General features: G+C 71.4%; 21 protein-coding genes. 8 read left to right on the plus strand and 13 right to left on the minus strand.

Annotated features, from left to right (window positions below; all coding sequences use genetic code 11):
- Nucleotides 1-93 precede the first annotated feature (93 nt).
- Both sufB and JT723_RS09865 read right to left on the minus strand, forming a co-directional pair.
- Entirely contained in the window at nt 94-1,515 is a 1,422-nt protein-coding gene (gene sufB, locus JT723_RS09860; RefSeq protein WP_205044140.1) for a Fe-S cluster assembly protein SufB, read from the minus strand.
- A complete protein-coding gene (locus JT723_RS09865) occupies nt 1,512-2,315 on the minus strand; it encodes a helix-turn-helix transcriptional regulator (RefSeq protein ID WP_205044141.1) in 804 nt (267 codons plus the stop codon). Before JT723_RS09865 ends, sufB begins: the two co-directional genes overlap by 4 nt.
- A gap of 122 nt (nt 2,316-2,437) precedes the next feature.
- Between JT723_RS09865 and JT723_RS09870 the strand changes: the two genes are divergently transcribed.
- From JT723_RS09870 to JT723_RS09880, 3 genes are all read left to right on the plus strand, one after another.
- Nucleotides 2,438-3,364 (plus strand): ABC transporter ATP-binding protein, encoded by a 927-nt coding sequence (locus tag JT723_RS09870; RefSeq protein ID WP_205044142.1) that lies wholly within the window; start codon nt 2,438-2,440, stop codon nt 3,362-3,364.
- Nucleotides 3,361-4,164 (plus strand): ABC transporter permease, encoded by an 804-nt coding sequence (locus tag JT723_RS09875; protein WP_205044143.1) that lies wholly within the window; start codon nt 3,361-3,363, stop codon nt 4,162-4,164. The genes JT723_RS09870 and JT723_RS09875 overlap by 4 nt, the downstream gene beginning before the upstream one ends.
- 76 nt (nt 4,165-4,240) lie before the next feature.
- A complete protein-coding gene (locus tag JT723_RS09880) occupies nt 4,241-5,305 on the plus strand; it encodes a COX15/CtaA family protein (RefSeq protein ID WP_251512849.1) in 1,065 nt (354 codons plus the stop codon).
- Here the strand turns inward: JT723_RS09880 and JT723_RS09885 are convergent.
- The 3 genes from JT723_RS09885 to JT723_RS09895 all read right to left on the minus strand — a co-directional run bounded on the left by JT723_RS09885 (nt 5,198) and on the right by JT723_RS09895 (nt 7,920).
- Nucleotides 5,198-6,280: an amidohydrolase gene (locus JT723_RS09885; RefSeq protein WP_205044144.1), complete on the minus strand. Its 1,083-nt coding sequence runs from the start codon at nt 6,278-6,280 to the stop codon at nt 5,198-5,200. The two genes, JT723_RS09880 and JT723_RS09885, sit on opposite strands and share 108 nt — an antisense overlap.
- A gap of 65 nt (nt 6,281-6,345) precedes the next feature.
- On the minus strand, nt 6,346-6,663 hold the full coding sequence (locus JT723_RS09890) for a hypothetical protein (RefSeq protein ID WP_205044145.1): 318 nt from the start codon (nt 6,661-6,663) through the stop codon (nt 6,346-6,348).
- 312 nt (nt 6,664-6,975) lie between these two features.
- Nucleotides 6,976-7,920 carry a heme o synthase gene (locus JT723_RS09895; RefSeq protein WP_205044146.1) on the minus strand — a complete coding sequence of 315 codons (945 nt, stop codon included), beginning with the start codon at nt 7,918-7,920 and terminating at the stop codon, nt 6,976-6,978.
- 315 nt (nt 7,921-8,235) lie between these two features.
- On the opposite strand from JT723_RS09895, the gene tkt reads away from it, so the two are divergent.
- Genes tkt through pgl form a run of 5 tightly spaced genes read left to right on the plus strand, consistent with a single transcriptional unit; the run spans nt 8,236 to nt 14,830 of the window.
- A complete protein-coding gene (gene tkt / locus JT723_RS09900; RefSeq protein WP_205044147.1) occupies nt 8,236-10,323 on the plus strand; it encodes a transketolase in 2,088 nt (695 codons plus the stop codon).
- 35 nt (nt 10,324-10,358) lie between these two features.
- Nucleotides 10,359-11,477, plus strand: a complete 1,119-nt coding sequence (gene tal / locus JT723_RS09905) for a transaldolase (RefSeq protein ID WP_205044148.1) — start codon at nt 10,359-10,361, stop codon at nt 11,475-11,477.
- 1 nt (nt 11,478) lies between these two features.
- Nucleotides 11,479-13,020, plus strand: a complete 1,542-nt coding sequence (gene zwf, locus JT723_RS09910; RefSeq protein WP_205044149.1) for a glucose-6-phosphate dehydrogenase — start codon at nt 11,479-11,481, stop codon at nt 13,018-13,020.
- Nucleotides 13,017-14,054, plus strand: a complete 1,038-nt coding sequence (opcA, locus tag JT723_RS09915; RefSeq protein ID WP_205044150.1) for a glucose-6-phosphate dehydrogenase assembly protein OpcA — start codon at nt 13,017-13,019, stop codon at nt 14,052-14,054. Before zwf ends, opcA begins: the two co-directional genes overlap by 4 nt.
- A gap of 38 nt (nt 14,055-14,092) precedes the next feature.
- Nucleotides 14,093-14,830 (plus strand): 6-phosphogluconolactonase, encoded by a 738-nt coding sequence (pgl, locus tag JT723_RS09920; RefSeq protein WP_240165402.1) that lies wholly within the window; start codon nt 14,093-14,095, stop codon nt 14,828-14,830.
- A gap of 131 nt (nt 14,831-14,961) precedes the next feature.
- Here pgl and pgi read toward each other — a convergent pair whose 3' ends face one another.
- From pgi to JT723_RS09960, 8 genes are all read right to left on the minus strand, one after another.
- The gene (gene pgi, locus JT723_RS09925; RefSeq protein WP_205044152.1) at nt 14,962-16,620 is read right to left on the minus strand and encodes a glucose-6-phosphate isomerase; all 1,659 of its coding nucleotides are present in this window, start codon (nt 16,618-16,620) and stop codon (nt 14,962-14,964) included.
- A 162-nt stretch (nt 16,621-16,782) separates the two neighbouring features.
- The gene (locus JT723_RS09930) at nt 16,783-17,118 is read right to left on the minus strand and encodes an RNA polymerase-binding protein RbpA (protein WP_073497103.1); all 336 of its coding nucleotides are present in this window, start codon (nt 17,116-17,118) and stop codon (nt 16,783-16,785) included.
- Nucleotides 17,119-17,300: 182 nt separating this feature from the next.
- On the minus strand, nt 17,301-17,537 hold the full coding sequence (secG, locus tag JT723_RS09935; RefSeq protein ID WP_033172320.1) for a preprotein translocase subunit SecG: 237 nt from the start codon (nt 17,535-17,537) through the stop codon (nt 17,301-17,303).
- A gap of 99 nt (nt 17,538-17,636) precedes the next feature.
- Nucleotides 17,637-18,419, minus strand: a complete 783-nt coding sequence (gene tpiA, locus JT723_RS09940) for a triose-phosphate isomerase (RefSeq protein ID WP_205044153.1) — start codon at nt 18,417-18,419, stop codon at nt 17,637-17,639.
- Between the two features lie 95 nt (nt 18,420-18,514).
- Nucleotides 18,515-19,729, minus strand: a complete 1,215-nt coding sequence (locus tag JT723_RS09945) for a phosphoglycerate kinase (protein ID WP_205044154.1) — start codon at nt 19,727-19,729, stop codon at nt 18,515-18,517.
- A 138-nt stretch (nt 19,730-19,867) separates the two neighbouring features.
- A complete protein-coding gene (gene gap, locus JT723_RS09950) occupies nt 19,868-20,872 on the minus strand; it encodes a type I glyceraldehyde-3-phosphate dehydrogenase (protein WP_205044155.1) in 1,005 nt (334 codons plus the stop codon).
- Nucleotides 20,873-21,249: 377 nt separating this feature from the next.
- Nucleotides 21,250-22,227 (minus strand): DNA-binding protein WhiA, encoded by a 978-nt coding sequence (gene whiA, locus JT723_RS09955; protein WP_205044156.1) that lies wholly within the window; start codon nt 22,225-22,227, stop codon nt 21,250-21,252.
- Complete coding sequence (locus JT723_RS09960; protein ID WP_205044157.1) at nt 22,218-23,234, minus strand: gluconeogenesis factor YvcK family protein; 1,017 nt, start codon at nt 23,232-23,234, stop codon at nt 22,218-22,220. Before JT723_RS09960 ends, whiA begins: the two co-directional genes overlap by 10 nt.
- Nucleotide 23,235 lies beyond the last annotated feature (1 nt).

Below are 23,235 nucleotides of genomic sequence, written 5' to 3' on the forward strand. Positions count from 1 at the left end.
CGGGACCTCCGCGCGTTCTCCCTTTCGACACCGGCGCGGCCTTTGGCTCGCTCACCGGTGCAGCCGGGGGTGGTGGACGAGGGGGAAGGCCCGTCAGCCGACGGCGCCCTCCATCTGCAGCTCGATCAGCCGGTTCAGCTCCAGGGCGTACTCCATCGGCAGCTCCTTGGCGATCGGCTCGACGAAGCCGCGCACGATCATCGCCATGGCCTCGAACTCGGTCATGCCGCGGCTCATGAGGTAGAAGAGCTGGTCGTCGGAGACCTTGGAGACGGTCGCCTCGTGGCCCATGGACACGTCGTCCTCGCGGACGTCCACGTACGGGTAGGTGTCGGAGCGGGAGATCGTGTCGATCAGCAGCGCGTCGCACAGCACGTTCGACTTCGATCCGGCGGAGCCCTCGCCGATCTCGATCAGGCCGCGGTAGGAGGTGCGGCCGCCGGCCCGGGCCACCGACTTGGAGACGATGTTCGACGAGGTGTTCGGCGCCATGTGCACCATCTTGGCGCCGGCGTCCTGGTGCTGGCCCTCGCCGGCGAAGGCGATGGACAGCGTCTCGCCCTTGGCGTGCTCGCCCATCAGGTAGACGGCCGGGTACTTCATGGTGACCTTGGAGCCGATGTTGCCGTCGACCCACTCCATGGTGGCGCCCTCGTAGGCGACGGCGCGCTTGGTCACCAGGTTGTAGACGTTGTTCGACCAGTTCTGGATCGTCGTGTAGCGGCAGCGGCCGCCCTTCTTGACGATGATCTCCACGACCGCGGAGTGCAGCGAGTCCGACTTGTAGATCGGCGCGGTGCAGCCCTCGACGTAGTGGACGTAGGCGTCCTCGTCGACGATGATCAGCGTCCGCTCGAACTGGCCCATGTTCTCGGTGTTGATCCGGAAGTAGGCCTGCAGCGGAATGTCGACGTGCACGCCCTTCGGCACGTAGATGAAGGACCCGCCGGACCACACGGCCGTGTTCAGCGAGGCGAACTTGTTGTCGCCCGCCGGGATGACCGTGCCGTAGTACTCCTGGAACAGCTCGGGGTGCTCGCGCAGCGCGGTGTCGGTGTCCAGGAAGATGACGCCCTGCTCCTCCAGGTCCTCGCGGATCTGGTGGTAGACGACCTCGGACTCGTACTGGGCCGCGACACCGGCGACCAGCCGCTGCTTCTCCGCCTCGGGGATGCCCAGCTTGTCGTAGGTGTTCTTGATGTCCTCCGGCAGGTCCTCCCAGGACTCGGCCTGCTTCTCGGTGGACCGCACGAAGTACTTGATGTTGTCGAAGTCGATACCGGACAGGTCCGAGCCCCAGGTCGGCATGGGCTTCTTGTCGAACAGCCGCAGACCCTTGAGCCGGAGCTTGAGCATCCACTCGGGCTCGGACTTCTTCGCGGAGATGTCACGGACGACGGCCTCGGACAGGCCGCGCTGTGCGGACGCGCCCGCGACGTCGGAGTCGGCCCAGCCGTACTCGTACGTGCCGATGCCTTCGAGCTCCGGGTGAGTGGTCTCCGTGGGAGCAGTCATGCGGGGTTCCTCCCGGACGTGCTGGCAGATGCCTGGTCGGTGGTCTGGGTCTGTGCGGGGTGCGGTGCGGGACGGTCGCCGCCGTCCGGGTCGGCCGGGTGCGGGGCCTGCGGCACGAAGGTGGTGCAGACGCCGTCGCCGTGCGCGATGGTGGCCAGCCGCTGGACGTGCGTCCCGAGCAGGCGGGAGAAGACCTCGGCCTCCGCCTCGCACAGTTCGGGGAACTGCTCGGCCGTGTGGGCGACCGGGCAGTGGTGCTGGCACAGCTGCTCCCCCGCCGGTCCCGGGGCGCTGCGGGTCGTTGCAGCGTACCCGTCGGCGGACAGCGCCCGGGCGAGTGCCCGGGTGCGGTCCTCGGGGGCCGCCGCGTCCACGATGGCACGGTAGCGCTCGGCCTGCGCAGCGACGCGGGCCCGGGCGAAGGCCGAGACGGCGGCCTGGCCGTCCTGGCCGCCTCCGGCGGACTCGGCGATCCAGCGCAGTGCGTCGGCGGCGAGTGCGTCGTAGGCCTGGTCGAAGGCGTCCCGGCCGCAGTCGGTCAGCGCGAAGACCTTTGCGGGTCTGCCGCGGCCGCGGTGGCCGTAGATCCGCTGGTCGCGAGCCTCGACGACATTGTCGGCCGCGAGTGCGTCCAGATGGCGGCGGACGGCGGCCTGGGTCAGGCCGAGCCGCTTGGCCAGGTCGGCGGCAGTGGAGGGTCCGTGGTCCAGGATGGACCGGGCGACCCGGTTGCGGGTGCGCCGCTCCCCGGTCGTCTGCTCCTCCGCCGCCCCCTGAGCGGCACCACCGACGTATTTCACAACCCCATTGTTGCGTAATTCATCAAGGCCGGGCAAGCCGCTCCGGTTCCGGTGACGGTGTGCTGCATCACTTAGGGTCACCTAATTCCCGCGGGGTTCCCGGCGTCCCTAGACTCATCCGCATGCGAAACGAGCCCGCGGTCGAGGTGACCGGTCTGGTCAAGCGGTACGGGACCATGACCGCCGTCGACGGCCTCGACCTGGCGGTGCCGCAGGGCAGCGTCACCGCGGTGCTCGGCCCGAACGGCGCAGGCAAGACCAGCACCGTCGAGGTCTGCGAGGGCTACCGGCGCCCCGACGCCGGCACCGTACGGGTGCTCGGCCTCGACCCGGTCACCCAGGGCGCGGCCCTGCGGCCCAGGATCGGCGTGATGCTGCAGTCCGGCGGGGTCTACCCGGGCGCGCGCGCAGAGGAGATGCTGCGGCACACCGCGGCCCTGCACGCCCACCCCATCGACCCGGCGCTGCTGATCGAACGCCTGGGCCTGGAGTCCTGCGGCCGTACGGCCTACCGGCGGCTGTCCGGCGGCCAGCAGCAGCGGCTCGCGCTGGCGATGGCCGTGGTCGGCCGCCCCGAACTGGTCTTCCTCGACGAGCCCACCGCGGGCCTCGACCCGCAGGCCAGGCACGCCACCTGGGACCTGGTGCGCGAGCTGCGCGCCGACGGCGCCACCGTGGTGCTGACCACGCACTTCATGGACGAGGCCGAGCAGCTCGCCGACCAGGTGGTGATCATCGACGGCGGCCGGTCCATCGCCGCCGGCACCCCCGAGGAGCTGTGCCGCGGCGGCGCCGAGGGCACCCTGCGCTTCTCCGGCCGCCCCGGGCTCGACCTGGCCTCGCTGCTCAAGGCGCTGCCCGCGGACAGCGCCGCCGCGGAACTGAGCCCGGGCAGCTACCGCATCGAGGGCAAGGTCGACCCGCAGCTGCTGGCCACCGTCACCTCCTGGTGCGCCCAGCACGGTGTCATGCCCGACCGGCTCGCCGTCGAACGCCGCACCCTGGAGGACGTCTTCTTGGAACTGACCGGCAGGGAGCTGCGCCGATGACCGCCACCACCAGCACGCCCGCGGGGACGGCGTACGCGGCCGGGTCCTTCGCCCCCGCGCCGGGCGCCGCCCGCACCACCGCGATGATCCGCGCGCAGGCGGTGCTGGAGACCAGGATGCTGCTGCGCAACGGTGAGCAGCTGCTGCTGACCGTGGTGATCCCCGCGCTGCTGCTGGTGCTCTTCAGCGGCGTCGACATCGTCGACACCGGCGCGGGCAAGTCCGTCGACTTCCTGGCCCCCGGCGTGCTGGCCCTCGCGGTGCTGTCCACCGCCTTCACCGGGCAGGCCATCGCGACCGGCTTCGAGCGCCGCTACGGGGTGCTCAAGCGGCTCGGCGCCTCGCCCCTGCCGCGCTGGGCGCTGCTGACCGCGAAGACCTGCTCGGTGCTGGTCACCGAGCTGCTGCAGGTCGCGCTGCTGACGGTGATCGCCTTCGCCATGGGCTGGTCGCCGCACGGCAACCCGCTGACCGTGCTGGTCCTGCTGCTGCTCGGCACCGCCGCCTTCTCCGGGCTCGGGCTGCTGATGGCGGGCACCCTCAAGGCTGAGGCGACGCTGGCCGCCGCCAACCTGGTCTTCCTGCTGCTGCTGGTCGGCGGCGGGGTCGTCGTGCCGATGGACAAGTTCCCCGGCGGGGTGCGCTCGGTGCTGGAGCTGCTGCCGGTCTCCGCGCTGTCCGACGGCCTGCGGGACGTGCTCCAGCACGGCGCCGCGACGCCCTGGGGAGACCTGGGCATCCTCGCGGTGTGGGCGGCCGTCGGGCTGGCGCTCGCGGGCCGCTTCTTCCGCTGGGAGTAGTCCGCAGGGGCGGAGCGCCGCCGCGGCGGGCACCCCTCGTGAAAACACGCACAAGGGCGGCGCCTACCATGTCCCCGTGCCAAAGCTCCCCGAAATCGCGCGAAACCCGCTCGCCTGGATCGCGGCCCGGTGGACGCCGGACCCCGTGACGGTGCGCCGGGCGGCGCTGGCCGCGCTGGCGATGTCGGTGGTCATCGTGATCACCGGCGGCGCGGTCCGGCTGACCGCCTCGGGCCTGGGCTGCCCCACCTGGCCGACGTGCAGCGGCGACAGCCTGCTCGGCACCCGCGAGATGGGCATCCACCACGCCATCGAGATCAGCAACCGCATGCTGACGTACGTGCTGTGCGCCGCGGTCGGCTGGGCGATCATCGCGATCCGGTCCATGGAGCCGCGCCGCACGGGGCTGTACCGGCTGGCCTGGGCGCAGTTCTGGGTCGTGGTGGGCAACGCGGTGTGGGGCGGCCTGACCGTGCTCACCAAGCTCAACCCATACGTCGTCTCGCTGCACTTCCTGCTCTCCGCCGCGCTCATCACGGTGGCCGTGCTGACCTGGCAGCGGATCGGCGAGGGCGACGCCTCGCCCCGTCCGCTGGTCGGCAAGCCGGTACGCCAGCTCGGCCAGCTGCTGGCCGCGGCGGCCGCGGTGCTGATCGTGGTGGGCACCCTGGTCACCGGCGCGGGTCCGCACCCGGGCGACTCCAGCGGCACGTACAAGGTGCAGCGCATCGAGGTCGACTGGCGCACCATCGCCCAGCTGCACGCCGACTTCGCGTGGGTGGTGGTCGGGCTGACCGTCGCCCTGTGGTTCGTGCTGCGGGCGGTGGACGCGCCGCCCGGACCGCAGCGCAGGTCGGCCGAGCTGTTCGGGGTGCTGATGGGCCAGGGCGTCATCGGGTACGTCCAGTACTTCACGCACCTGCCCGCGGTCCTGGTGGACCTGCACATGTTCGGCGCCTGCCTGGTGTGGATCGCGACGCTTCGGGTGCTGCTGTCCTTCCGGGAGCGGCCCGCGGCCGAGCCCGGCGCCTTGTCAGCGGCCCTGCCGCAGCCCGTCGCAGTCGCCGGCCGGGAGCCGGTAGACGCGGCGGGCGTTCCCCTCGCCGACCAGGGCGGCGACCCGCTGCCCGTCCGCCGCTGACCACTCCCCCGCCGCGACCCGCTCGGCGACCAGCCGGTCCAGCGCGCCGCTGAAGGCGCGCGCACCGGTCACGTACAGCTCGGGCAGGCCGACCGCGCTCCCCGCGTACAGCACCTTGCCGAAGGGTGCGCGGGACAAGGCCGCGGACGGGTCGGTGCCGACCGCCACGTTGACGTGCGGGAGGTCCGCGGCAAGCCGGGCCGCGGCGCTCTCGTGCGCCTTGCCCGGCAGCAGCACCACGTCGCTGCCCGCGCCCTCGATGGCCCGCAGGAAGCCCTCGGCCGCCGCAGGACCCGGGCCGTCCTGCCGGTAGCGCAGCACCAGCGGAAGCCCCGCGGCCACCCCGTGCCACACCAGGTGCCGCAGCAGCACCGGGTCCGCGGGCCGCTCCCCGACCCGCCGCACGCCCAGCCAGTACGCGGCCGCCGCCCGCACCTGGCTCGGCCCCGGCGGTCCGTGTGCCGGGGCGGAACCGAACGACGGCGGCTCGGCGGCGCAGGAGAAGCCGACCGCGCTCAGGGCGGCGCCGTGCACCGACTCCGCGAGATTGGCCAGAAATCCGTCCACCGTGCCCGAGGTGTCGGCCACCTGCTGGGCCAGCGGCTCCAGCCGGACGATCTCGTACGCGGGCGCGCCGCCCGCCGCGCCCAGCTCCTTGGGCGGGGTCAGGTCACCCGGCTCACCGGTGTCGACCAGGTAGGCGCGGATGCCGGTGCCGCGCAGCAGCAGCCGGGCCGCCTCGTACGCCCCCAGCTCCCGGCGGCGGGCCAGGTAGCGGGCCGGGGAGCAGTGCGGTTCGAGGCCCAGCAGGGGCGGGCACCAGCGGCGTACGGCAAATCCTGCGGGGCTGTCGAAGAGCGTCGTACGGGGCGCCGCCGCGCCCGGCAGCCGCGCCTCGAAGGCGCCGATGCCCAGGTCTCCGGGGAGCACCCCGTGGCAGTACGCGTCCACCAGGTGTCCCCGCGCCCCGGCCATCCGCCGCCCCTATGCCCTCTGCGTCCGTCACGACCCTGCCATGGTCCTAACGGTGCGGGGCGGCGTCAGGTGTTGGGCCTGCCGCCGATCTGGATTCCGGCCATCCGGTGCCACTCGTAGCGGCCGGTGCGCATGCGGGCGGCGATGTCGCCGCCCAGCTCGTCGTGGACCGTCACGTCCGCGGCGCGGACTGCCGCCCGGGCCTGCTCGTACGTCGGCGCGACCACGTCACCCCACTCGCCGTCCTGGCCGACCAGCACGACCCGCGCTCCGCGCCGGCCCAGGTACTCGACGCCGGCGTCGGCCCCACCGTGCTTCTTCGCGAACGCGTTCATCTGCCGGGCGAGCCGCCCGACCCGCCGCTCAACCTTCGTTTCTGCCATGGGGGCATGCTACCCGCGGGTAGCGTTCGGGGCAGCACCCCAGGGGCGCGGGGAACTGCGCGACAAGCCCCCACCAGGGCGGGGGTCGTCACCGTCCCGAGGGGGCTGTTCGGTTCGTGCCGGACCACCGGCCGCGAGCGAAGCGAGATGGGGGCACCCCCAGGCAGAGCCCTGGGGGAGGGCTGGTCGCGCCGTTCCCCGCGCCCCTGTGTGCTCGGCCCCGCCGCACAGGCGCGCGCCCACGCGGCGCCAGCCGCAGATCAGATACAGCCCCGCGCCCCTGATGGCTCGGCCCCGCCGAAAGGGCACCCGCTAATGGAGGAAGGGGTCGACGGCCACCGCGACGAACAGGAGGGTGGCGTAGGTGATCGACCAGTGGAAGAGGCGCATTTCCTTGAGCTTCGGGCCGGTCACACCGGCCTTGGCGCGGCCGTGGAGCGCGTGGGCCTCCTTGAGCCAGAAGGCGCCGAGGGCCACGGCCACGACCGGGTAGAACCAGGACGTCTCGCCGAGCGGCCACCACAGGGTGAGCGAGGTCAGGACCATCACCCAGCTGTAGAGGACGATCTGCCGGGCCACGACCTGGTTGCCGGCGACGACCGGCAGCATGGGGACGCCGACGCGCTCGTAGTCGTCCTTGACCTTCATCGACAGCGGCCAGTAGTGCGGCGGCGTCCAGAAGAAGAGGACCAGGAAGAGCACGAAGGGCGCCCAGGCCAGCTCGTTGCGGACCGCGGACCAGCCGATGAAGACCTGGAGGCAGCCGGCGACGCCGCCCCACACGATGTTCTGGGCGGTGCGGCGCTTGAGGCCGAGGGTGTAGACGAAGACGTAGTAGAGGATCGCGGTCAGCGACAGGCCCGCGGACAGCGGGTTGACCAGGAGCGCGAACCACACCGTGGAGACCACGGACAGCGTGATGCCGAAGACCAGGCCCTCGCGCGGCGAGACCAGCCCGGTGACCAGCGGCCGCTGCTCGGTGCGGTGCATCAGCGCGTCGATGTCCCGGTCGATGTACATGTTGAGCGCGTTGGCGCCCCCCGCCGACAGGTACCCGCCGACCACGGTGGCCAGGACCAGCCACAGGTCGGGGACCCCGCCGGCGGCCAGGAACATCACCGGAACCGTCGTGATGAGCAGCAGCTCGATGATCCGCGGTTTGGTCAGTGCCACGAACCCCATGACACGGGCCTGCAGCGGCCGATGACCTGAGCCCGTCCCGATGACCCCTGCGGGTCGGGATTCGACGGCCGTCACGAACACCCCAAGAGAGATGAGTCAAGCAGGCTGCCCAGCACCTTGCCGCCGGCTGCACCGAGCGACTGGGCCACGGTGCGGCCTGCGCGTACCACGCCACTCTAGACGCAGGGAATACCCCGTCTGCTTCCGGGGGTGGATCGTGTTGCCCGCCGGGCGTTCACCTGGACTTAACAGCATTCGAGAGGCGAATACGGACGTACAGGGGCAGGATCGAAAAGGTGCGCGCACACGACGGTAGGCTCAGCCGTGTCGGGTAGGCACCACGTCACCGGCGCGTTTCGACGTATTTGTTGAGAGGAGCCCTGACCCAGGGTGAGCATGCAGCCGACCACCGCAGACCTTGACTGGACAGATCTGGACCGCCGGGCCGTTGACACCGCCCGGGTCCTGGCCATGGACTCCGTGCAGAGGGTCGGCAACGGCCACCCCGGCACGGCGATGAGTCTCGCCCCCGCCGCATACCTGCTTTTCCAGAAGGTCATGCGGCACGACCCCGCGGACGCCGACTGGACCGGACGCGACCGCTTCGTGCTCTCGGCGGGCCACAGCAGCCTGACCCTCTACACGCAGCTCTACCTGGCCGGGTACGGCCTGGAGCTGGACGACCTCAAGAGCTTCCGCACCTGGGGCTCGCGCACCCCGGGGCACCCCGAGTACGGCCACACCACCGGCGTGGAGACCACCACGGGCCCGCTGGGCCAGGGTGTCGCCAACGCGGTGGGCATGGCGATGGCCGCCCGCTACGAGCGCGGCCTGTTCGACCCGGACGCGGCTCCCGGCACCTCGCCCTTCGACCACACCATCTGGGCGATCGCCGGCGACGGCTGCCTGCAGGAGGGCATCTCCGCGGAGGCGTCCTCGCTGGCCGGCCACCAGAAGCTGGGCAACCTGGTGCTGCTGTGGGACGACAACCACATCTCCATCGAGGGCGACACCGAGACGGCGGTGTCCGAGGACACCGTCAAGCGCTACGAGGCGTACGGCTGGCACGTGCAGCGCGTCGAGCCGCTGCCCAGCGGCGACCTGGACCCGCAGGCCCTCTACGCGGCGCTGCTCGCGGCCAAGGCGGAGACCGGCCGGCCGTCCTTCATCGCGGCCCGCTCGATCATCGCGTGGCCGGCCCCGAACGCGCAGAACACCGAGGCCGCGCACGGCTCGGCGCTGGGCGAGGACGAGGTGCGCGCCACCAAGGAGGTGCTGGGCTTCGACCCCGACCAGCACTTCGCGGTGTCCGACGAGGTCATCTCGCACACCCGGGCGGTCGGCGACCGCGGGCGCGAGGCCAAGTCGGCCTGGGAGAAGTCCTTCTCGGCCTGGCGCACCGCCAACCCCGAGCGGGCGGCGACCTTCGACCGGATCGCGGCGGCCGAGCTGCCGGCCGGCTGGGAGTCGCACCTGCCGTCCTTCGAGGCCGGCTCGTCGCTGGCGACCAGGGCCGCGTCCGGCAAGGTCCTTGAGGCGCTGGGCGCGGTCGTGCCCGAGCTGTGGGGCGGCTCCGCCGACCTGGCGGGCTCCAACAACACCACGATCGACAAGACCTCGTCGTTCCTGCCGGAGGGCAACCCGCTGCCGGGCGCCGACCCTTACGGCCGCACGGTCCACTTCGGCATCCGCGAGCACTCGATGGCCGCCGAGATGAACGGGATCACGCTGCACGGCAACACCCGTGTCTACGGCGGAACGTTCCTGGTCTTCTCCGACTACATGCGCAACGCGGTGCGGCTGTCGGCGCTGATGCACCTGCCGGTGACGTACGTGTGGACGCACGACTCGATCGGCCTGGGCGAGGACGGCCCGACGCACCAGCCGGTGGAGCACCTGGCGTCGCTGCGTGCCATCCCCGGGCTGAACGTGGTCCGCCCCGCGGACGCCAACGAGACGGTCGTGGCGTGGCAGGAGATCCACAAGCGCTGGACCAAGGAGTTCGGCAAGGGCGCACCGCACGGCCTGGCGCTGACCCGGCAGGGCGTGCCGACGTACGAGCGCAACGAGGACGCGGCCCGCGGCGGCTACGTGCTGCTGGAGGCCGAGGGCGGTCCCGCGCAGGTCGTCCTGATCGGCACCGGTTCCGAGGTGCAGCTGGCCGTGGGCGCCCGCGAGGAGCTGCAGGCCGCGGGCATCCCCACCCGGGTGGTCTCGATGCCGTGCGTGGAGTGGTTCGAGGAGCAGGACCAGGCGTACCGGGACGGCGTGCTGCCGCCCTCGGTGAAGGCCCGGGTCGCGGTCGAGGCCGGCATCGCGCTGACCTGGCACCGCTACGTGGGCGACGCGGGGCGCATCGTGAGCCTTGAGCACTTCGGTGCCTCGGCCGACGCGAAGGTGCTCTTCCGCGAGTTCGGGTTCACCGCGGAGGCGGTGGCCGCCGCGGCGCGGGAATCTCTCGCCGCCGCTGATCGCTGACGCAGGTACACGACACATCAGGAGATGCAACTCTCATGACAGACGCACTCAAGCGCCTCTCCGACGAAGGCGTCGCGATCTGGCTGGACGACATGTCCCGCAGGCGCATCACGACGGGCAACCTGGCCGAGCTGATCGACCAGCAGCACGTCGTCGGCGCCACCACCAACCCGTCGATCTTCCAGAAGGCGATCGTCGGTGACGCGCTGTACGACCCGCAGGTCGCCGACCTCGCCTCGCGCGGCCTGACCCCGGACGAGGCGGTCCGGATGATCACCACCGCCGACGTACGGGACGCGGCGGACATCTTCCGCCCGGTCTTCGACGCCACCGACGGCCAGGACGGCCGGGTCTCGATCGAGGTGGACCCGCGTCTTGCGCACAACACCCGGGCGACCATCGCCGAGGCCAAGCAGCTGGCCTGGCTGGTGGACCGGCCCAACACGCTGATCAAGATCCCGGCGACCAAGGCGGGCCTGCCGGCCATCGCCGACGTCACCGGCCGCGGCATCAGCGTCAACGTCACGCTGATCTTCTCGCTGGAGCGCTACCGCGAGGTCATGGACGCCTACCTGACGGGCCTGGAGAAGGCCAAGTCGGGCGGCCTCGACCTGTCGCAGATCCACTCGGTGGCGTCCTTCTTCGTGTCCCGGGTGGACACCGAGATCGACAAGCGCCTGGAGAAGATCGGCACCCCCGAGGCCAAGGCGCTCAAGGGCAAGGCGGCCGTCGCCAACGCGCGGCTGGCCTACCAGGCCTACGAGGAGGTCTTCTCCTCCGACCGCTGGCTGGCCCTGGAGAAGGCCGGCGCGAACAAGCAGCGCCCGCTGTGGGCCTCGACCGGCGTCAAGGACCCGGCCTACCCCTCGACGCTGTACGTCACCGAGCTGGTCGCGCCGAACACGGTGAACACGATGCCGGAGGCGACCCTGGAGGCCACCGCGGAGAACGGCAAGGTCACCGGCGACACCATCCGCGGCACCTACGAGCAGTCCCGCGCGGAGCTGGACGCCATCGAGGCGCTCGGTGTCTCGTACGACGACGTCGTCCAGCTGCTGGAGGACGAGGGCGTCGAGAAGTTCGAAGCGGCCTGGAACGAACTCCTGGACTCCACGAAGGCAGAACTCGAACGGCTCGCTCCTTCGGAGGCCTGAGGTGAGCACAGAAACACCCGACCGCAGCGGGAATCCGCTGCGGGACCCGCTGGACCGCCGGCTGCCGCGGATCGCCGGCCCCTCGGGGCTGATCATCTTCGGTGTGACGGGCGACCTGTCGCGCAAGAAGCTGATGCCGGCGGTGTACGACCTGGCCAACCGCGGGCTGCTGCCGCCGGGCTTCGCCCTGGTCGGCTTCGCCCGCAGGCAGTGGGAGAACGAGGACTTCGCGCAGGAGGTGCACGACGCCGTCAAGGAGCACGCGCGCACCCCGTTCCGCGAGGAGGTGTGGCAGCAGCTCGCCGAGGGCTGCCGCTTCGTGCAGGGCGACTTCGACGACGACACGGCCTTCGAGACGCTGAAGTCGACGATCGAGGAGCTGGACAAGGCCCGCGGCACCGGCGGCAACTTCGCCTTCTACCTGTCGGTGCCGCCGAAGTTCTTCCCGAACGTGGTCCAGCAGCTCAAGAAGCACGGCCTGTCGCAGGGCACCGGCGAGTCGTGGCGGCGTGCCGTCATCGAGAAGCCGTTCGGCCACGACCTGGCCAGCGCGCAGGACCTCAACCGGATCGTGCACGACGTCTTCCCGCCCAACGAGGTCTTCAGGATCGACCACTACCTGGGCAAGGAGACGGTCCAGAACATCCTGGCGCTGCGCTTCGCCAACACGATGTACGAGCCGATCTGGAACCGCTCCTACGTCGACCACGTGCAGATCACGATGGCCGAGGACATCGGCATCGGCGGCCGGGCCGGCTACTACGACGGCATCGGCGCGGCCCGCGACGTCATCCAGAACCACCTGCTCCAGCTGCTGGCGCTGACGGCGATGGAGGAGCCCGGCTCCTTCCACCCCAAGGCGCTGACCGCGGAGAAGCTCAAGGTGCTGGGTGCGGTGCAGCTGCCCGACGACCTCGGCAAGCACACCGTGCGCGGGCAGTACGCGCACGCCTGGCAGGGCGGCGAGGAGGTGCTCGGCTACCTGGAGGAGGAGGGCATCGACCCCAAGTCCAAGACCGACACCTACGCGGCGATCAAGCTGGAGATCAACAACCGCCGCTGGGCCGGGGTGCCGTTCTACCTGCGCACCGGCAAGCGGCTCGGCCGCCGGGTCACCGAGATCGCGGTGATCTTCAAGCGGGCGCCGTACCTGCCCTTCGAGTCCGGGGCGACCGAGGAGCTCGGGCAGAACGCCCTGGTCATCCGGATCCAGCCGGACGAGGGCGTCACCGTGCGGTTCGGCTCCAAGGTGCCGGGCACCTCCACCGAGGTGCGGGACGTGACGATGGACTTCGCCTACGGGGAGTCCTTCACCGAGTCCAGCCCCGAGGCGTACGAGCGGCTCATCCTCGACGTGCTGCTCGGCGACGCGAACCTCTTCCCGCGGCATCAGGAGGTCGAGCTGTCCTGGACCATCCTCGACCCGATCGAGGCCTACTGGGACAAGCACGGCAAGCCCGCCCAGTACGCGTCCGGCACCTGGGGACCGGCCGAGGCGGACGAGATGCTCGCACGAGACGGCAGGAGCTGGCGCCGGCCATGAAGATCGACCTCACGGACACCACGTCCGCACGCATCAACACCGGGCTGATCGACGCCCGGCGGGCCATCGGCACCCCCGCGGTCGGGATGGTGCTGACCCTGGTCATCGTCACCGACGAGGGCAGCGCCTACGACGCCCTCAAGGCGGCGCACGAGGCATCGCGTGAGCACCCCTCGCGGATCCTCGCCGTCATCAAGCGGCCCGGCCGCTCCCCCAGGGAGCGGGCCGGCGCCCGGCTGGACGCCGAGGTCGTGGTGGGCGACGAGGCGGGCACCGGCGAGACCGTGGTGCTGCGCATGCACGGCGAGCTGGCCAACCACGCCGAGTCCGTCGTGCTGCCGCTGCTGCTGCCGGACGCCCCCGTGGTGTGCTGGTGGCCCGACCAGGCACCGGAGAAGGCCGGCACCGACCCGCTGGGCCGGCTCGCCCAGCGGCGCATCACGGACGCGTCGTCGGCCGAGGACCCGGTCGGCTCGCTCGTGGTGCGCGCCGAGGGCTACACCCCCGGTGACACCGACCTGGCCTGGACGCGGCTGACCCCGTGGCGCTCCATGCTGGCGGCGGCCCTGGACCAGAAGCACTCCGCGATCACTTCGGCGGCCGTCGAGGGCGAGGCGTACAACGCGAGCACCGAGCTGCTCGCGCTGTGGCTCGCCGACCGGCTGGGCGTCGAGGTGGAGCGCAAGGTCTCCGACGGCCCCGGCATCACCGCGGTGCGGCTGTTCACCGGCGACGGCGACATCTGCCTGGACCGCTCCGACGGCCGGCTCGCCGAGCTGTCGGTGCCCGGGCAGCCGGACCGGCACGTGGCGCTCAAGCGGCGGGAGACCGCCGAGCTGATCGCCGAGGAGCTGCGCAGGCTCGACCCCGACGACATATACCGCGCCACGGTGAAGTTCGGGGTCAAGCACCTGGTGAGCACCGCCAGGAGCGGCAAGGGCACCGACGGCGGCGGCCCGACCGCCGCGGCCCGCGCCACCCCGCCGGCCGCGAAGAAGGCGGCCTCCGGCGGCAAGGCGGCGACGTCGAAGTGAGCACCCCCCAGGTGGTCGTCCACCGGGACAAGGAGCTGATGGCGCGCGCCGCTGCGGCCCGGCTGATCACGAGGATCGTGGACGCCCAGGCCTCCAGGGGCGCCGCCTCGGTGGTGCTCACCGGCGGGCGCAACGGCAACGCGCTGCTGGCCGCGCTCGCCGAGTCCCCCGCGCGCGACGCGGTGGACTGGGCGCGGCTGGACGTGTGGTGGGGCGACGAGCGGTTCCTGCCGGACGGCGACCCCGAGCGCAATGTCACGCAGGCCGCCACGCTGCTGGACGCCGTCCCGCTGGACCCGGCCAGGGTCCACCCGATGGCGGCGTCCGACGGCCCCTACGGCTCCGACGTGGAGGCGGCGGCCGAGGCCTACGCGGCGGAGCTGGCAGCCGCCGCGGGGCCGGGCGACCACGGCCGGGTGCCGGCCTTCGACGTGCTGATGCTGGGCGTCGGACCCGACACCCATGTCGCCTCGCTCTTCCCCGAGCATCCCGCGGTGCGCGAGCGGACCCGTACGGTGGTCGGCGTCCACGGCTCCCCGAAGCCGCCGCCGACCAGGATCTCGCTGACCCTGCCGGCGATCTGCGCGGCCCACGAGGTGTGGCTGCTGGCCGCGGGCGAGGACAAGGCCGGGGCGGTCGCCCTGGCCCTGTCGGCCCCCGGCGAGCTCCAGGCCCCGGCCTCGGGGGCGCGGGGACTGTCCCGCACCCTGTGGCTGCTGGACCGTTCCGCAGCCACCAAGCTCCCGCGGGACCTGTACCCGCCCGCGTCCTCGTAGCCTGCGGCTGCCGCCGCGGGGCACGCGTTTTTGAGGGGCGCGGGGAACTGCGCGCTCAGCCCCCCACCGGCCGGTGGGGGGCTGAGCGCGCAGTTCCCCGCGCCCCCTGACTTGCCGCCCTACGCAGTAGGTCAGCGGCCGCGCAGGGCGCGGTATTTGGCCACCAGGTTGGTGGTGCTGGCGTCCAGGCCCGGGACGTCGGCGCCCTCGGTCAGGGCGGGCTCGACCCGCTTGGCCAGGACCTTGCCGAGTTCGACGCCCCACTGGTCGAAGGAGTCGATGTTCCAGATCGCGCCCTGCACGAAGACCTTGTGCTCGTAGAGCGCGATCAGCTGGCCGAGGACCGACGGCGTCAGCTCACCGGCCAGGATCGTCGTCGTGGGGTGGTTGCCGCGGAAGGTCTTGTGCGGGACCAGCTCCTCGGCGACGCCCTCGGCCCTGACCTCGTCGGGGGTCTTGCCGAAGGCCAGCGCCTGGGTCTGCGCGAAGAAGTTGGCCATCAGCAGGTCGTGCTGCCCGGCCAGCGCGCCGAGTTCGGCGACCGGGCGGGCGAAGCCGATGAAGTCCGCGGGGATGAGCTTGGTGCCCTGGTGCAGCAGCTGGTAGTACGCGTGCTGCCCGTTGGTGCCCGGTGTGCCCCACACGACGGGACCGGTCTGCCAGTTCACCGGGTTGCCGTCGCGGTCGACGGACTTGCCGTTGGACTCCATGTCCAGCTGCTGCAGATACGCGGTGAACTTGCTCAGGTAGTGGCTGTAGGGCAGCACCGCGTGCGACTGGGCGTCGTGGAAGCCGCCGTACCAGACGCCGAGCAGGCCCAGCAGCAGCGGCGCGTTCTGCTCCGCGGGGGCGGTCCTGAAGTGCTCGTCGACCAGGTGGAAGCCGGCCAGCATCTCCCGGAAGGCGTCCGGGCCGATCGCCAGCATCAGCGACAGGCCGATGGCCGAGTCGTACGAGTAGCGGCCGCCGACCCAGTCCCAGAACTCGAACATGTTCGTGGGGTCGATGCCGAAGTCGGTGACCTTCTCGGCGTTGGTGGACAGCGCCACGAAGTGCTTGGCCACCGCGTCCTCGCCCGCGCCCAGCTGCCCGAGCAGCCACTGCCGGGCGGAGGTGGCGTTGGTGATGGTCTCGATGGTGGTGAAGGTCTTGGACGCGACGATGAAGAGCGTCTCGGCGGCGTCCAGGTCGCGTACCGCCTCGTGCAGGTCGGCGCCGTCCACGTTGGACACGAACCGCACGGTCATGTCGCGGTCGGTGTAGGCGCGCAGCACCTCGTAGGCCATCGCCGGGCCGAGGTCGGAGCCGCCGATGCCGATGTTGACGACGTTCCTGATCCGCTTGCCGGTGTGGCCGGTCCACTCGCCGGAGCGGATGCGGTCGGCGAAGACCCCCATCTTGGTGAGCACCGCGTGCACACCGGGCACCACGTTGTGGCCGTCGACCTCGATCGTGGCGGACTGCGGGGCGCGCAGCGCGGTGTGCAGCACCGCGCGGTCCTCGGTGGTGTTGATCCGCTCACCGCGGAACATCGCGTCCCGCAGCTCGAACACCCCGGTCGCCGCGGCCAGTTCGCGCAGCAGCCGCAGCGTCTCGTCGGTCACCAGGTGCTTGGAGTAGTCCAGGTGGAGGTCCCCGACCTGCAGGGTGTAGCGGTCGGCCCGGCCCGGGTCGGCGTCGAACAGCTCCCGCAGGTGAGTGCCCGCCGTTTCCTCACGGTGCTTGCCGAGCGCATGCCATTCGGGGCGCTGGTCAAGACGGTTCTGGCCCTGAGCGTTGGTTACGGACATCAGTCCACTTCTCCTCGTCCTCGCTGCAGGATCAACGCTAGTTGATGATGCTGCGGAACGAGGCTCCGGCACCCGGGAGGAGCGGACCCGGCGGTGTACCCGGCGGTGTCCGCCGCCGCACTGCGTCAGATCGGGTCGGATCCGCCGACCGGATCCCGCCGGTCAGATCTCGCCGCGCAGCTTCGCCAGCGCCTCGGCGAGGATCGCCTCGCCGTCGGCGGCAGAGCGCCGCTCGCGCACGTAGGCGAGGTGGGTCTTGTAGGGCTCGGTCCGCGGCGGCGCCGGCGGGTTCTCCTCGTCCTGGCCCGCCGGGAAGCCGCAGCGCGGGCAGTCCCAGGTCTCCGGGATCTGCGCGTCGCTGGCGAAGCTCGGCTGGGTCTCGTGCCCGTTGGAGCACCAGAAGGAGATGCGGAGGCGCGGCGCGGACTCGCCGCGCTCGGCCTCTCCCATCGGCCCCGCTCCGACCCGACTTCCACGGATCGCGTTGCCACTTGCCACGGTCGTAACTCCCTGCGTGATGGTGCTGCGAGATCGCCCAGTTTACGGGGACCTTACGTGCCGTCCAGTGGCAGGCGCACGACCCGCCCCCCGAAGACGTCTTCCCATAGTAAGCCGCGGTGGCGACGAGGCGTCAGTTCACCGTGGATGCGCGGGAGTCGGACGCGAAGCCGGCGCGGGCCTCAGTTCTGGTACTTCATCACCAGGCCGAGTACGACAATGCACGTGAACCACAGCAGACCGACCACAACGGTGATCCGGTCGAGGTTGCGCTCGGCCACCGAGGAACCGCCGACGGAGGACTGCATGCCACCGCCGAACATGTCCGACAGGCCGCCGCCCTTCCCCTTGTGCATCAGGACCAGCAGCAGGAGCAGCAGGCTGAAGATGATGAGGGCGATGGAGAACCCGATGACCACGGCTGGACCAACTCTCTCGACTACATGACAACGGCACGGGGCCGGACGGTGCTGCTGCACGGTCCGGCCCCGCCAGAGTACTTCACAGCGCTCCGGACATCACTGGTCCCGAAAGCGGACGATCTTCACAAACTCGTCCGAGTCCAGTGCGGCACCGCCCACCAGTGCCCCGTCCACGTCGGGCTGGGCCATGATCGCGGCGACATTGCCCGCCTTGACCGAGCCGCCGTACTGGATGCGGACGCCGTCGGCGGTCTCCTGGTCGTACAGCTCGGCCAGCCTGGCCCTGATCGCCCCGCAGACCTCCTGCGCGTCCTCGGGGGTGGCGACCTCGCCGGTGCCGATCGCCCAGACCGGCTCGTAGGCGATGACGACGGTGGCCGCCTGGGCCACCGGGATGTCCTTGAGCGCCCCGTCCAGCTGCGCCAGGGTGTGCGGGACCTGCTGCCCGGCCTTGCGGACGTCCAGGCCCTCGCCGACGCACACGATGGGGGTCAGGCCGTTGCGGAAGGCCGCCTTGACCTTGGAGTTCACGACCTCCTCGTCCTCACCGTGGTACTGCCGTCGCTCGGAGTGACCGATGGCCACGTAGCTGCACTTGAACTTGGCCAGCATCGGACCGGAGATCTCTCCGGTGTAGGCGCCCGAGTCGTGCGCCGAGATGTCCTGGGCGCCGTACTTGATCCGCAGCTTGTCGCCGTCGACCAGGGTCTGCACCGAGCGCAGGTCGGTGAAGGGCACCAGGACGGCGACCTCGACGGCCGCGAAGTCCTTGTCGTTGAGCCCGAAGGCGAGCTTCTGGACGTGCGCGATGGCCTCGAGGTGGTTGAGGTTCATCTTCCAGTTGCCCGCCATGAGCGGGGTGCGGCTCTGCTCAGTCATGTCGGATCAGCCCTCCAGGTTTTTGTTCGGACTTCCTGCTCGCTCCTTCCGCGGACGACCTCGTTCCTCGGTCGGCCACTCCAGGAGCTCGGGCGTCAGCCCTCAAGTGCGGCAAGACCCGGCAGGGTCTTGCCTTCGAGGTATTCCAGGCTCGCGCCGCCGCCGGTGGAAATATGGCCGAAAGCGTTCTCGTCGAAGCCCAGGATGCGGACGGCCGCGGCCGAGTCGCCGCCGCCGACGACCGTGAAGGCCGGGGAGTCGATCAGCGCCTGGGCGACCGCACGGGTGCCGTCGGCGTAGTCCGGGTGCTCGAAGACGCCCATCGGGCCGTTCCAGAAGACCGTGGCGGCGTCGGCGAGCTTCGCGGCGAAGAGCTTGCGGGACTCCGGGCCGATGTCCAGACCGATCAGGTCCCCGGGGATCGCGTCCACGGCCGCGGTGACCGGCGAGGACGGCGCCAGCGTCTTGAGGTCGGGGAACCCGGTGGCACCGACCACGTCGACCGGCAGCACGAACTCCACGCCCCTGGCCTCGGCCCGCGCCAGGTACTCGCGCACCACGGGCAGCTGGTCCTCCTGCAGCAGGCTCTTGCCGACCTCGTGGCCCTGGGCCTTGAGGAAGGTGAAGACCATGCCGCCGCCGACCAGGATGCGGTCGGCCTTCTCCAGCAGGTGGTCGATCACCCCGAGCTTGTCCGACACCTTGGAGCCGCCAAGGACGACCGCGTACGGCCGTGTGACGTCCTCGGTGAGCTTCCTGAGCACCCCGACCTCGGTGGCGATCAGACCGCCCGCGGCGTGCGGCAGCCGGGCGGGGAGGTCGTAGACCGACGCGTGCTTGCGGTGCACCGCACCGAAGCCGTCGCCGACGTAGGTGTCGGCGAGCGCCGCCAGCTCGTCGGCGAAGGCGCCGCGCTCGGCGTCGTCCTTGGCGGTCTCGCCGGCGTTGAAGCGCAGGTTCTCCAGCAGCGCGACCTGGCCGTCCGCCAGGCCCGCCACGGTGGCGCGGGCGCTGTCACCGACGGTGTCGGCGGCGAACGCCACGTCTTTGCCCAGCAGCTCGCCCAGCCGCGCCGCCACCGGCGCCAGCGAGAACTGCGGGTCGGGCTCGCCCTTGGGGCGGCCCAGGTGCGAGGCGACGATCACCTTGGCGCCGGCCTCGGCGAGCCTGGTGATCGTCGGTACGGCGGCCCTGATCCGGCCGTCGTCGGTGATGGTCGCTCCCGCGAGCGGCACGTTCAGGTCGGCGCGGACGAACACCCGCTTGCCCGCCACCTGCCCCTGGCCGATGAGGTCGTCGATCGTCTTCATCTTCTGCGGTTTCTCCGTCTGATACGAGTGGGCTGGCACGGAGACAGGGTCCGGCCCGGCGCTCCGTCGCGCCCGGTCGGACCCTGTCCCTCACATCGCTGTGCGTGTCGGCTGCTGGCCGGCCTGCCGGTTACCCGGTCAGAGCTGGTTGCCGACGAAGACCGTGAGGTCCACCAGGCGGTTGGAGTAGCCCCACTCGTTGTCGTACCAGCCGATGACCTTGACCGTCTTGCCCTGCGCCATGGTCAGGGACGAGTCGAAGGTGCAGGACGCCGGCCAGTTGACGATGTCCGAGGACACGATCGGGTCCTCGGTGTACTCCAGGATGCCCTTGAGCTGGCCCTGCGCGGCCTTCAGGAACGCGGCGTTCACCTCGTCCTTGGTGACCTCGCGCTCCAGGTCGACCACCAGGTCGGTGACCGAGCCGGTCGGGACGGGCACGCGCATCGCGATGCCGTCCAGCTTGCCCTTGAGCTGCGGGATGACCAGCGCGGTGGCCTTGGCGGCGCCCGTGGTGGTCGGGATGATGTTCTCCGCGGCGGCGCGGGCGCGGCGCAGGTCCTTGTGCGGGAAGTCCAGGATCCGCTGGTCGTTGGTGTACGCGTGGACCGTGGTCATCAGGCCCTTGACGATGCCGAAGTTCTCCAGCAGCACCTTCGCCATCGGCGCCACACAGTTCGTGGTGCACGAGGCGTTCGAGATGATGTTGTGGTTCGCGGCGTCGTACTCGTCCTGGTTGACGCCCATGACGATGGTGATGTCCTCGTCGGTGGCGGGCGCCGAGATGATGACCTTCTTGGCACCGCCCGCGAGGTGCTTGCCCGCGTCAGCGGCCTTGGTGAAGATGCCGGTCGACTCGACGACGATGTCGACGCCCAGCTCACCCCACGCGATGGCGGACGGGTCGCGCTCGGCAAGGACCTTGATGGTCTTGCCGTCGACCGTGATGGAGTCTGCGGTGTGGGTCACCTCGGCCTTGAGGCGACCGAGGATGGTGTCGTACTTCAGCAGGTGCGCCGTGGTCGCGGTGTCACCCAGGTCGTTGACAGCCACGATCTCGATGTCCGCGCCCTGCTCCAGGGCGGCGCGGAAGAAGTTACGACCGATGCGGCCAAAGCCGTTGATGCCTACCCGGATCGTCACGAACCGATCTCCTCGCTCAGTCGCCGGATTCCACTCCGGCTGCGAAATATGGGATGTCCCCGACCACCCCCGACCCTACCTCGCCCCTGTCCCCCGGGTGACATCACCCGACCCCCTCCGGACACGTCCCCGCCCGCTCCCACGGGGGGGGCGCCCCGAAGGGGCGCGGGGAACTGCGCGCCCAGCCTCCCCCAGCGCTTCGCCTGGGGGTGCCCCCACTCGCTTCGCTCGCCGGCCGGTGGTCCGGCACGGACCGAACAGCCCCTTTCGGACGGTGACGACCCGCGCCCCCGGTGGGGGCTGGTGGCGCAGTTCCCCGCGCCCCTTCGGGGGCACCCGGGAGCACCCGGGACGCGCCGGAGAGAGTGGCTGAGCTATCAGCCGACCATCTCATCGGTGAGGCTGGCCTCGGTGCCGGGAAGGCCGAGGTCGGAGGCCCGCTTGTCGGCCATCGCGAGAAGGCGCCTGATCCTTCCCGCGACGGCGTCCTTGGTCAGCGGGGGCTCGGCGAGCGAGCCCAGCTCCTCGAGAGAGGCCTGCTTGTGGTCCATGCGCAGCCGCCCGGCCGCGGCAAGGTGCTCGGGGACCTCCTCGCCGAGGATCTCCAGCGCCCGCTGGACCCGGGCGCCGGCCGCGACGGCGGCCCTGGCCGACCGCCGAAGGTTGGCGTCGTCGAAGTTGGCGAGCCGGTTGGCGGTGGCGCGGACCTCGCGCCGCATCCGGCGCTCCTCCCAGGCCAGCACCGAGTCGTGCGCGCCGAGCCGCGTGAGCAGCGCGCCGATGGCGTCGCCGTCGCGTACGACGACGCGGTCGACGTTGCGCACCTCGCGGGCCTTGGCCGGGATCTGCAGCCGGCGGGCGGCGCCGACCAGGGCGAGGGCGGCCTCGGGTCCTGGGCAGGTCACCTCCAGCGAGGAGGACCTGCCGGGCTCGGTCAGCGAACCGTGCGCGAGGAAGGCGCCGCGCCAGGCGGCCTCGGCGTCGCAGGTGGCGCCGGAGACGACCTGCGGGGGCAGCCCGCGGATGGGGCGGCCGCGGCCGTCGACCAGGCCGGTCTGCCGGGCCAGCTGGTCACCGCCGGCGACCACCCGGACCACGTACCGGCTGCCGCGGCGCAGCCCGCCCGGCGCCATCACGACCAGGTCGGAGGAGTGGCCGAAAATCTCCAGGATGTCCTTGCGGAGCCGCCGCGCGGCGATCCCGGTGTCCAGCTCCGCCTCGATGACGATCCGGCCGCTCACCAGGTGCAGGCCGCCGGCGAAGCGGAGGATCGACGAGACCTCCGCCTTGCGGCAGCAGGTCCGGGTGACGGGGAGCCGGGAGATCTCGTCCTTCACCGCTGCCGTCATCGCCATGGGCCGATCCTTCCACGCATACGAAAAATCCGGTCATACGCGGCGGCCAACAGCTCCGGGTCGTGCCGCGGCCCGTCGGGGGCGGCGACCGGGGCCAGCTCGACCGTGCCGCCCAACCGCAGTGCGGCCTCTTCGAGGCTGTCACGGTCCGGGACGGCGGCCTCGTCGGCGAGAACCACGTCGATGGTGAGTTTAGGGGCGTGTCGCCCCAAAACCTCCAAGTGACGCTGCGGAGAAAATCCGGCGGTTTCGCCGGGTTGCGGCGCCAGATTCAAGGTGAGGACCCGGCGCGCCCTGGTCGTCATCAGGGCGTCGGCCAGTTCCGGCACCAGCAGGTGCGGGATCACCGAGGAGAACCAGGAGCCCGGTCCGAGCACCACCCAGTCGGCATCCAGGACCGCCTGGACGGCCTCAGGCACCGCCGGCGGGTCGGCGGGCTCCACCTTGACCTCCTGCACCTCACCGGGGGTGAGGGCGACGGTGGCCTGGCCGCGCACCGTCGAGACCGCGTCCGGCTCCGCCGGGTCGTGGCCGCGCACCACCGCGTGCAGGTCGAGCGGCACCGCGGACATCGGCAGCACCCTGCCGTGCGCGCCGAGCAGCCGGCCGACCCACTCCAGGGCGGCGACCTCGTCGTTGAGCTGCTCCCACAGGGCGACGATCAGCAGGTTGCCGACCGCGTGGCCGTGCAGGTCGCCGCCGCTGACGAAGCGGTGCTGCACGACCTGCGACCAGGTCTTCCCCCATTCGTCGTCGCCGCACAGCGCGGCCAGCGCCTTGCGCAGGTCGCCCGGCGGCAGCACCCCCATCTCGCTGCGCAGCCGCCCGCTGGAACCGCCGTCGTCGGCGACGGTGACCACGGCGGTGAGGTCACCGGTGATCCGTCGCAGCGCCGCCAGCGAGGCGGCAAGGCCGTGGCCGCCGCCCAGGGCGACGACCTTCGGCGGCACGCCGCGGCCGCGGCCCGTACCCGTACGGCCAAGGCGGCGCTGTCGCCGACCCGTCATG

It is taken from the genome of Actinacidiphila bryophytorum, assembly GCF_016916835.1.
Taxonomy (GTDB): Bacteria; Actinomycetota; Actinomycetes; order Streptomycetales; family Streptomycetaceae; genus Actinacidiphila; species Actinacidiphila bryophytorum.

Bases quoted from the DNA above. Each gene is read 5' to 3' on its own strand.
- whiA (WP_205044156.1), bottom strand. From the start codon at position 22,227: ATGGCGATGACGGCAGCGGTGAAGGACGAGATCTCCCGGCTCCCCGTC.
- JT723_RS09870 (WP_205044142.1), top strand. From the start codon at position 2,438: ATGCGAAACGAGCCCGCGGTCGAGGTGACCGGTCTGGTCAAGCGGTAC.
- JT723_RS09945 (WP_205044154.1), bottom strand. From the start codon at position 19,729: ATGAAGACGATCGACGACCTCATCGGCCAGGGGCAGGTGGCGGGCAAG.
- opcA (WP_205044150.1), top strand. From the start codon at position 13,017: ATGAAGATCGACCTCACGGACACCACGTCCGCACGCATCAACACCGGG.
- sufB (WP_205044140.1), bottom strand. From the start codon at position 1,515: ATGACTGCTCCCACGGAGACCACTCACCCGGAGCTCGAAGGCATCGGC.
- JT723_RS09960 (WP_205044157.1), bottom strand. From the start codon at position 23,234: ATGACGGGTCGGCGACAGCGCCGCCTTGGCCGTACGGGTACGGGCCGC.
- JT723_RS09885 (WP_205044144.1), bottom strand. From the start codon at position 6,280: ATGGCCGGGGCGCGGGGACACCTGGTGGACGCGTACTGCCACGGGGTG.
- JT723_RS09875 (WP_205044143.1), top strand. From the start codon at position 3,361: ATGACCGCCACCACCAGCACGCCCGCGGGGACGGCGTACGCGGCCGGG.
- pgl (WP_240165402.1), top strand. From the start codon at position 14,093: ATGGCGCGCGCCGCTGCGGCCCGGCTGATCACGAGGATCGTGGACGCC.
- tpiA (WP_205044153.1), bottom strand. From the start codon at position 18,419: ATGACTGAGCAGAGCCGCACCCCGCTCATGGCGGGCAACTGGAAGATG.
- JT723_RS09890 (WP_205044145.1), bottom strand. From the start codon at position 6,663: ATGGCAGAAACGAAGGTTGAGCGGCGGGTCGGGCGGCTCGCCCGGCAG.
- tal (WP_205044148.1), top strand. From the start codon at position 10,359: ATGACAGACGCACTCAAGCGCCTCTCCGACGAAGGCGTCGCGATCTGG.
- pgi (WP_205044152.1), bottom strand. From the start codon at position 16,620: ATGTCCGTAACCAACGCTCAGGGCCAGAACCGTCTTGACCAGCGCCCC.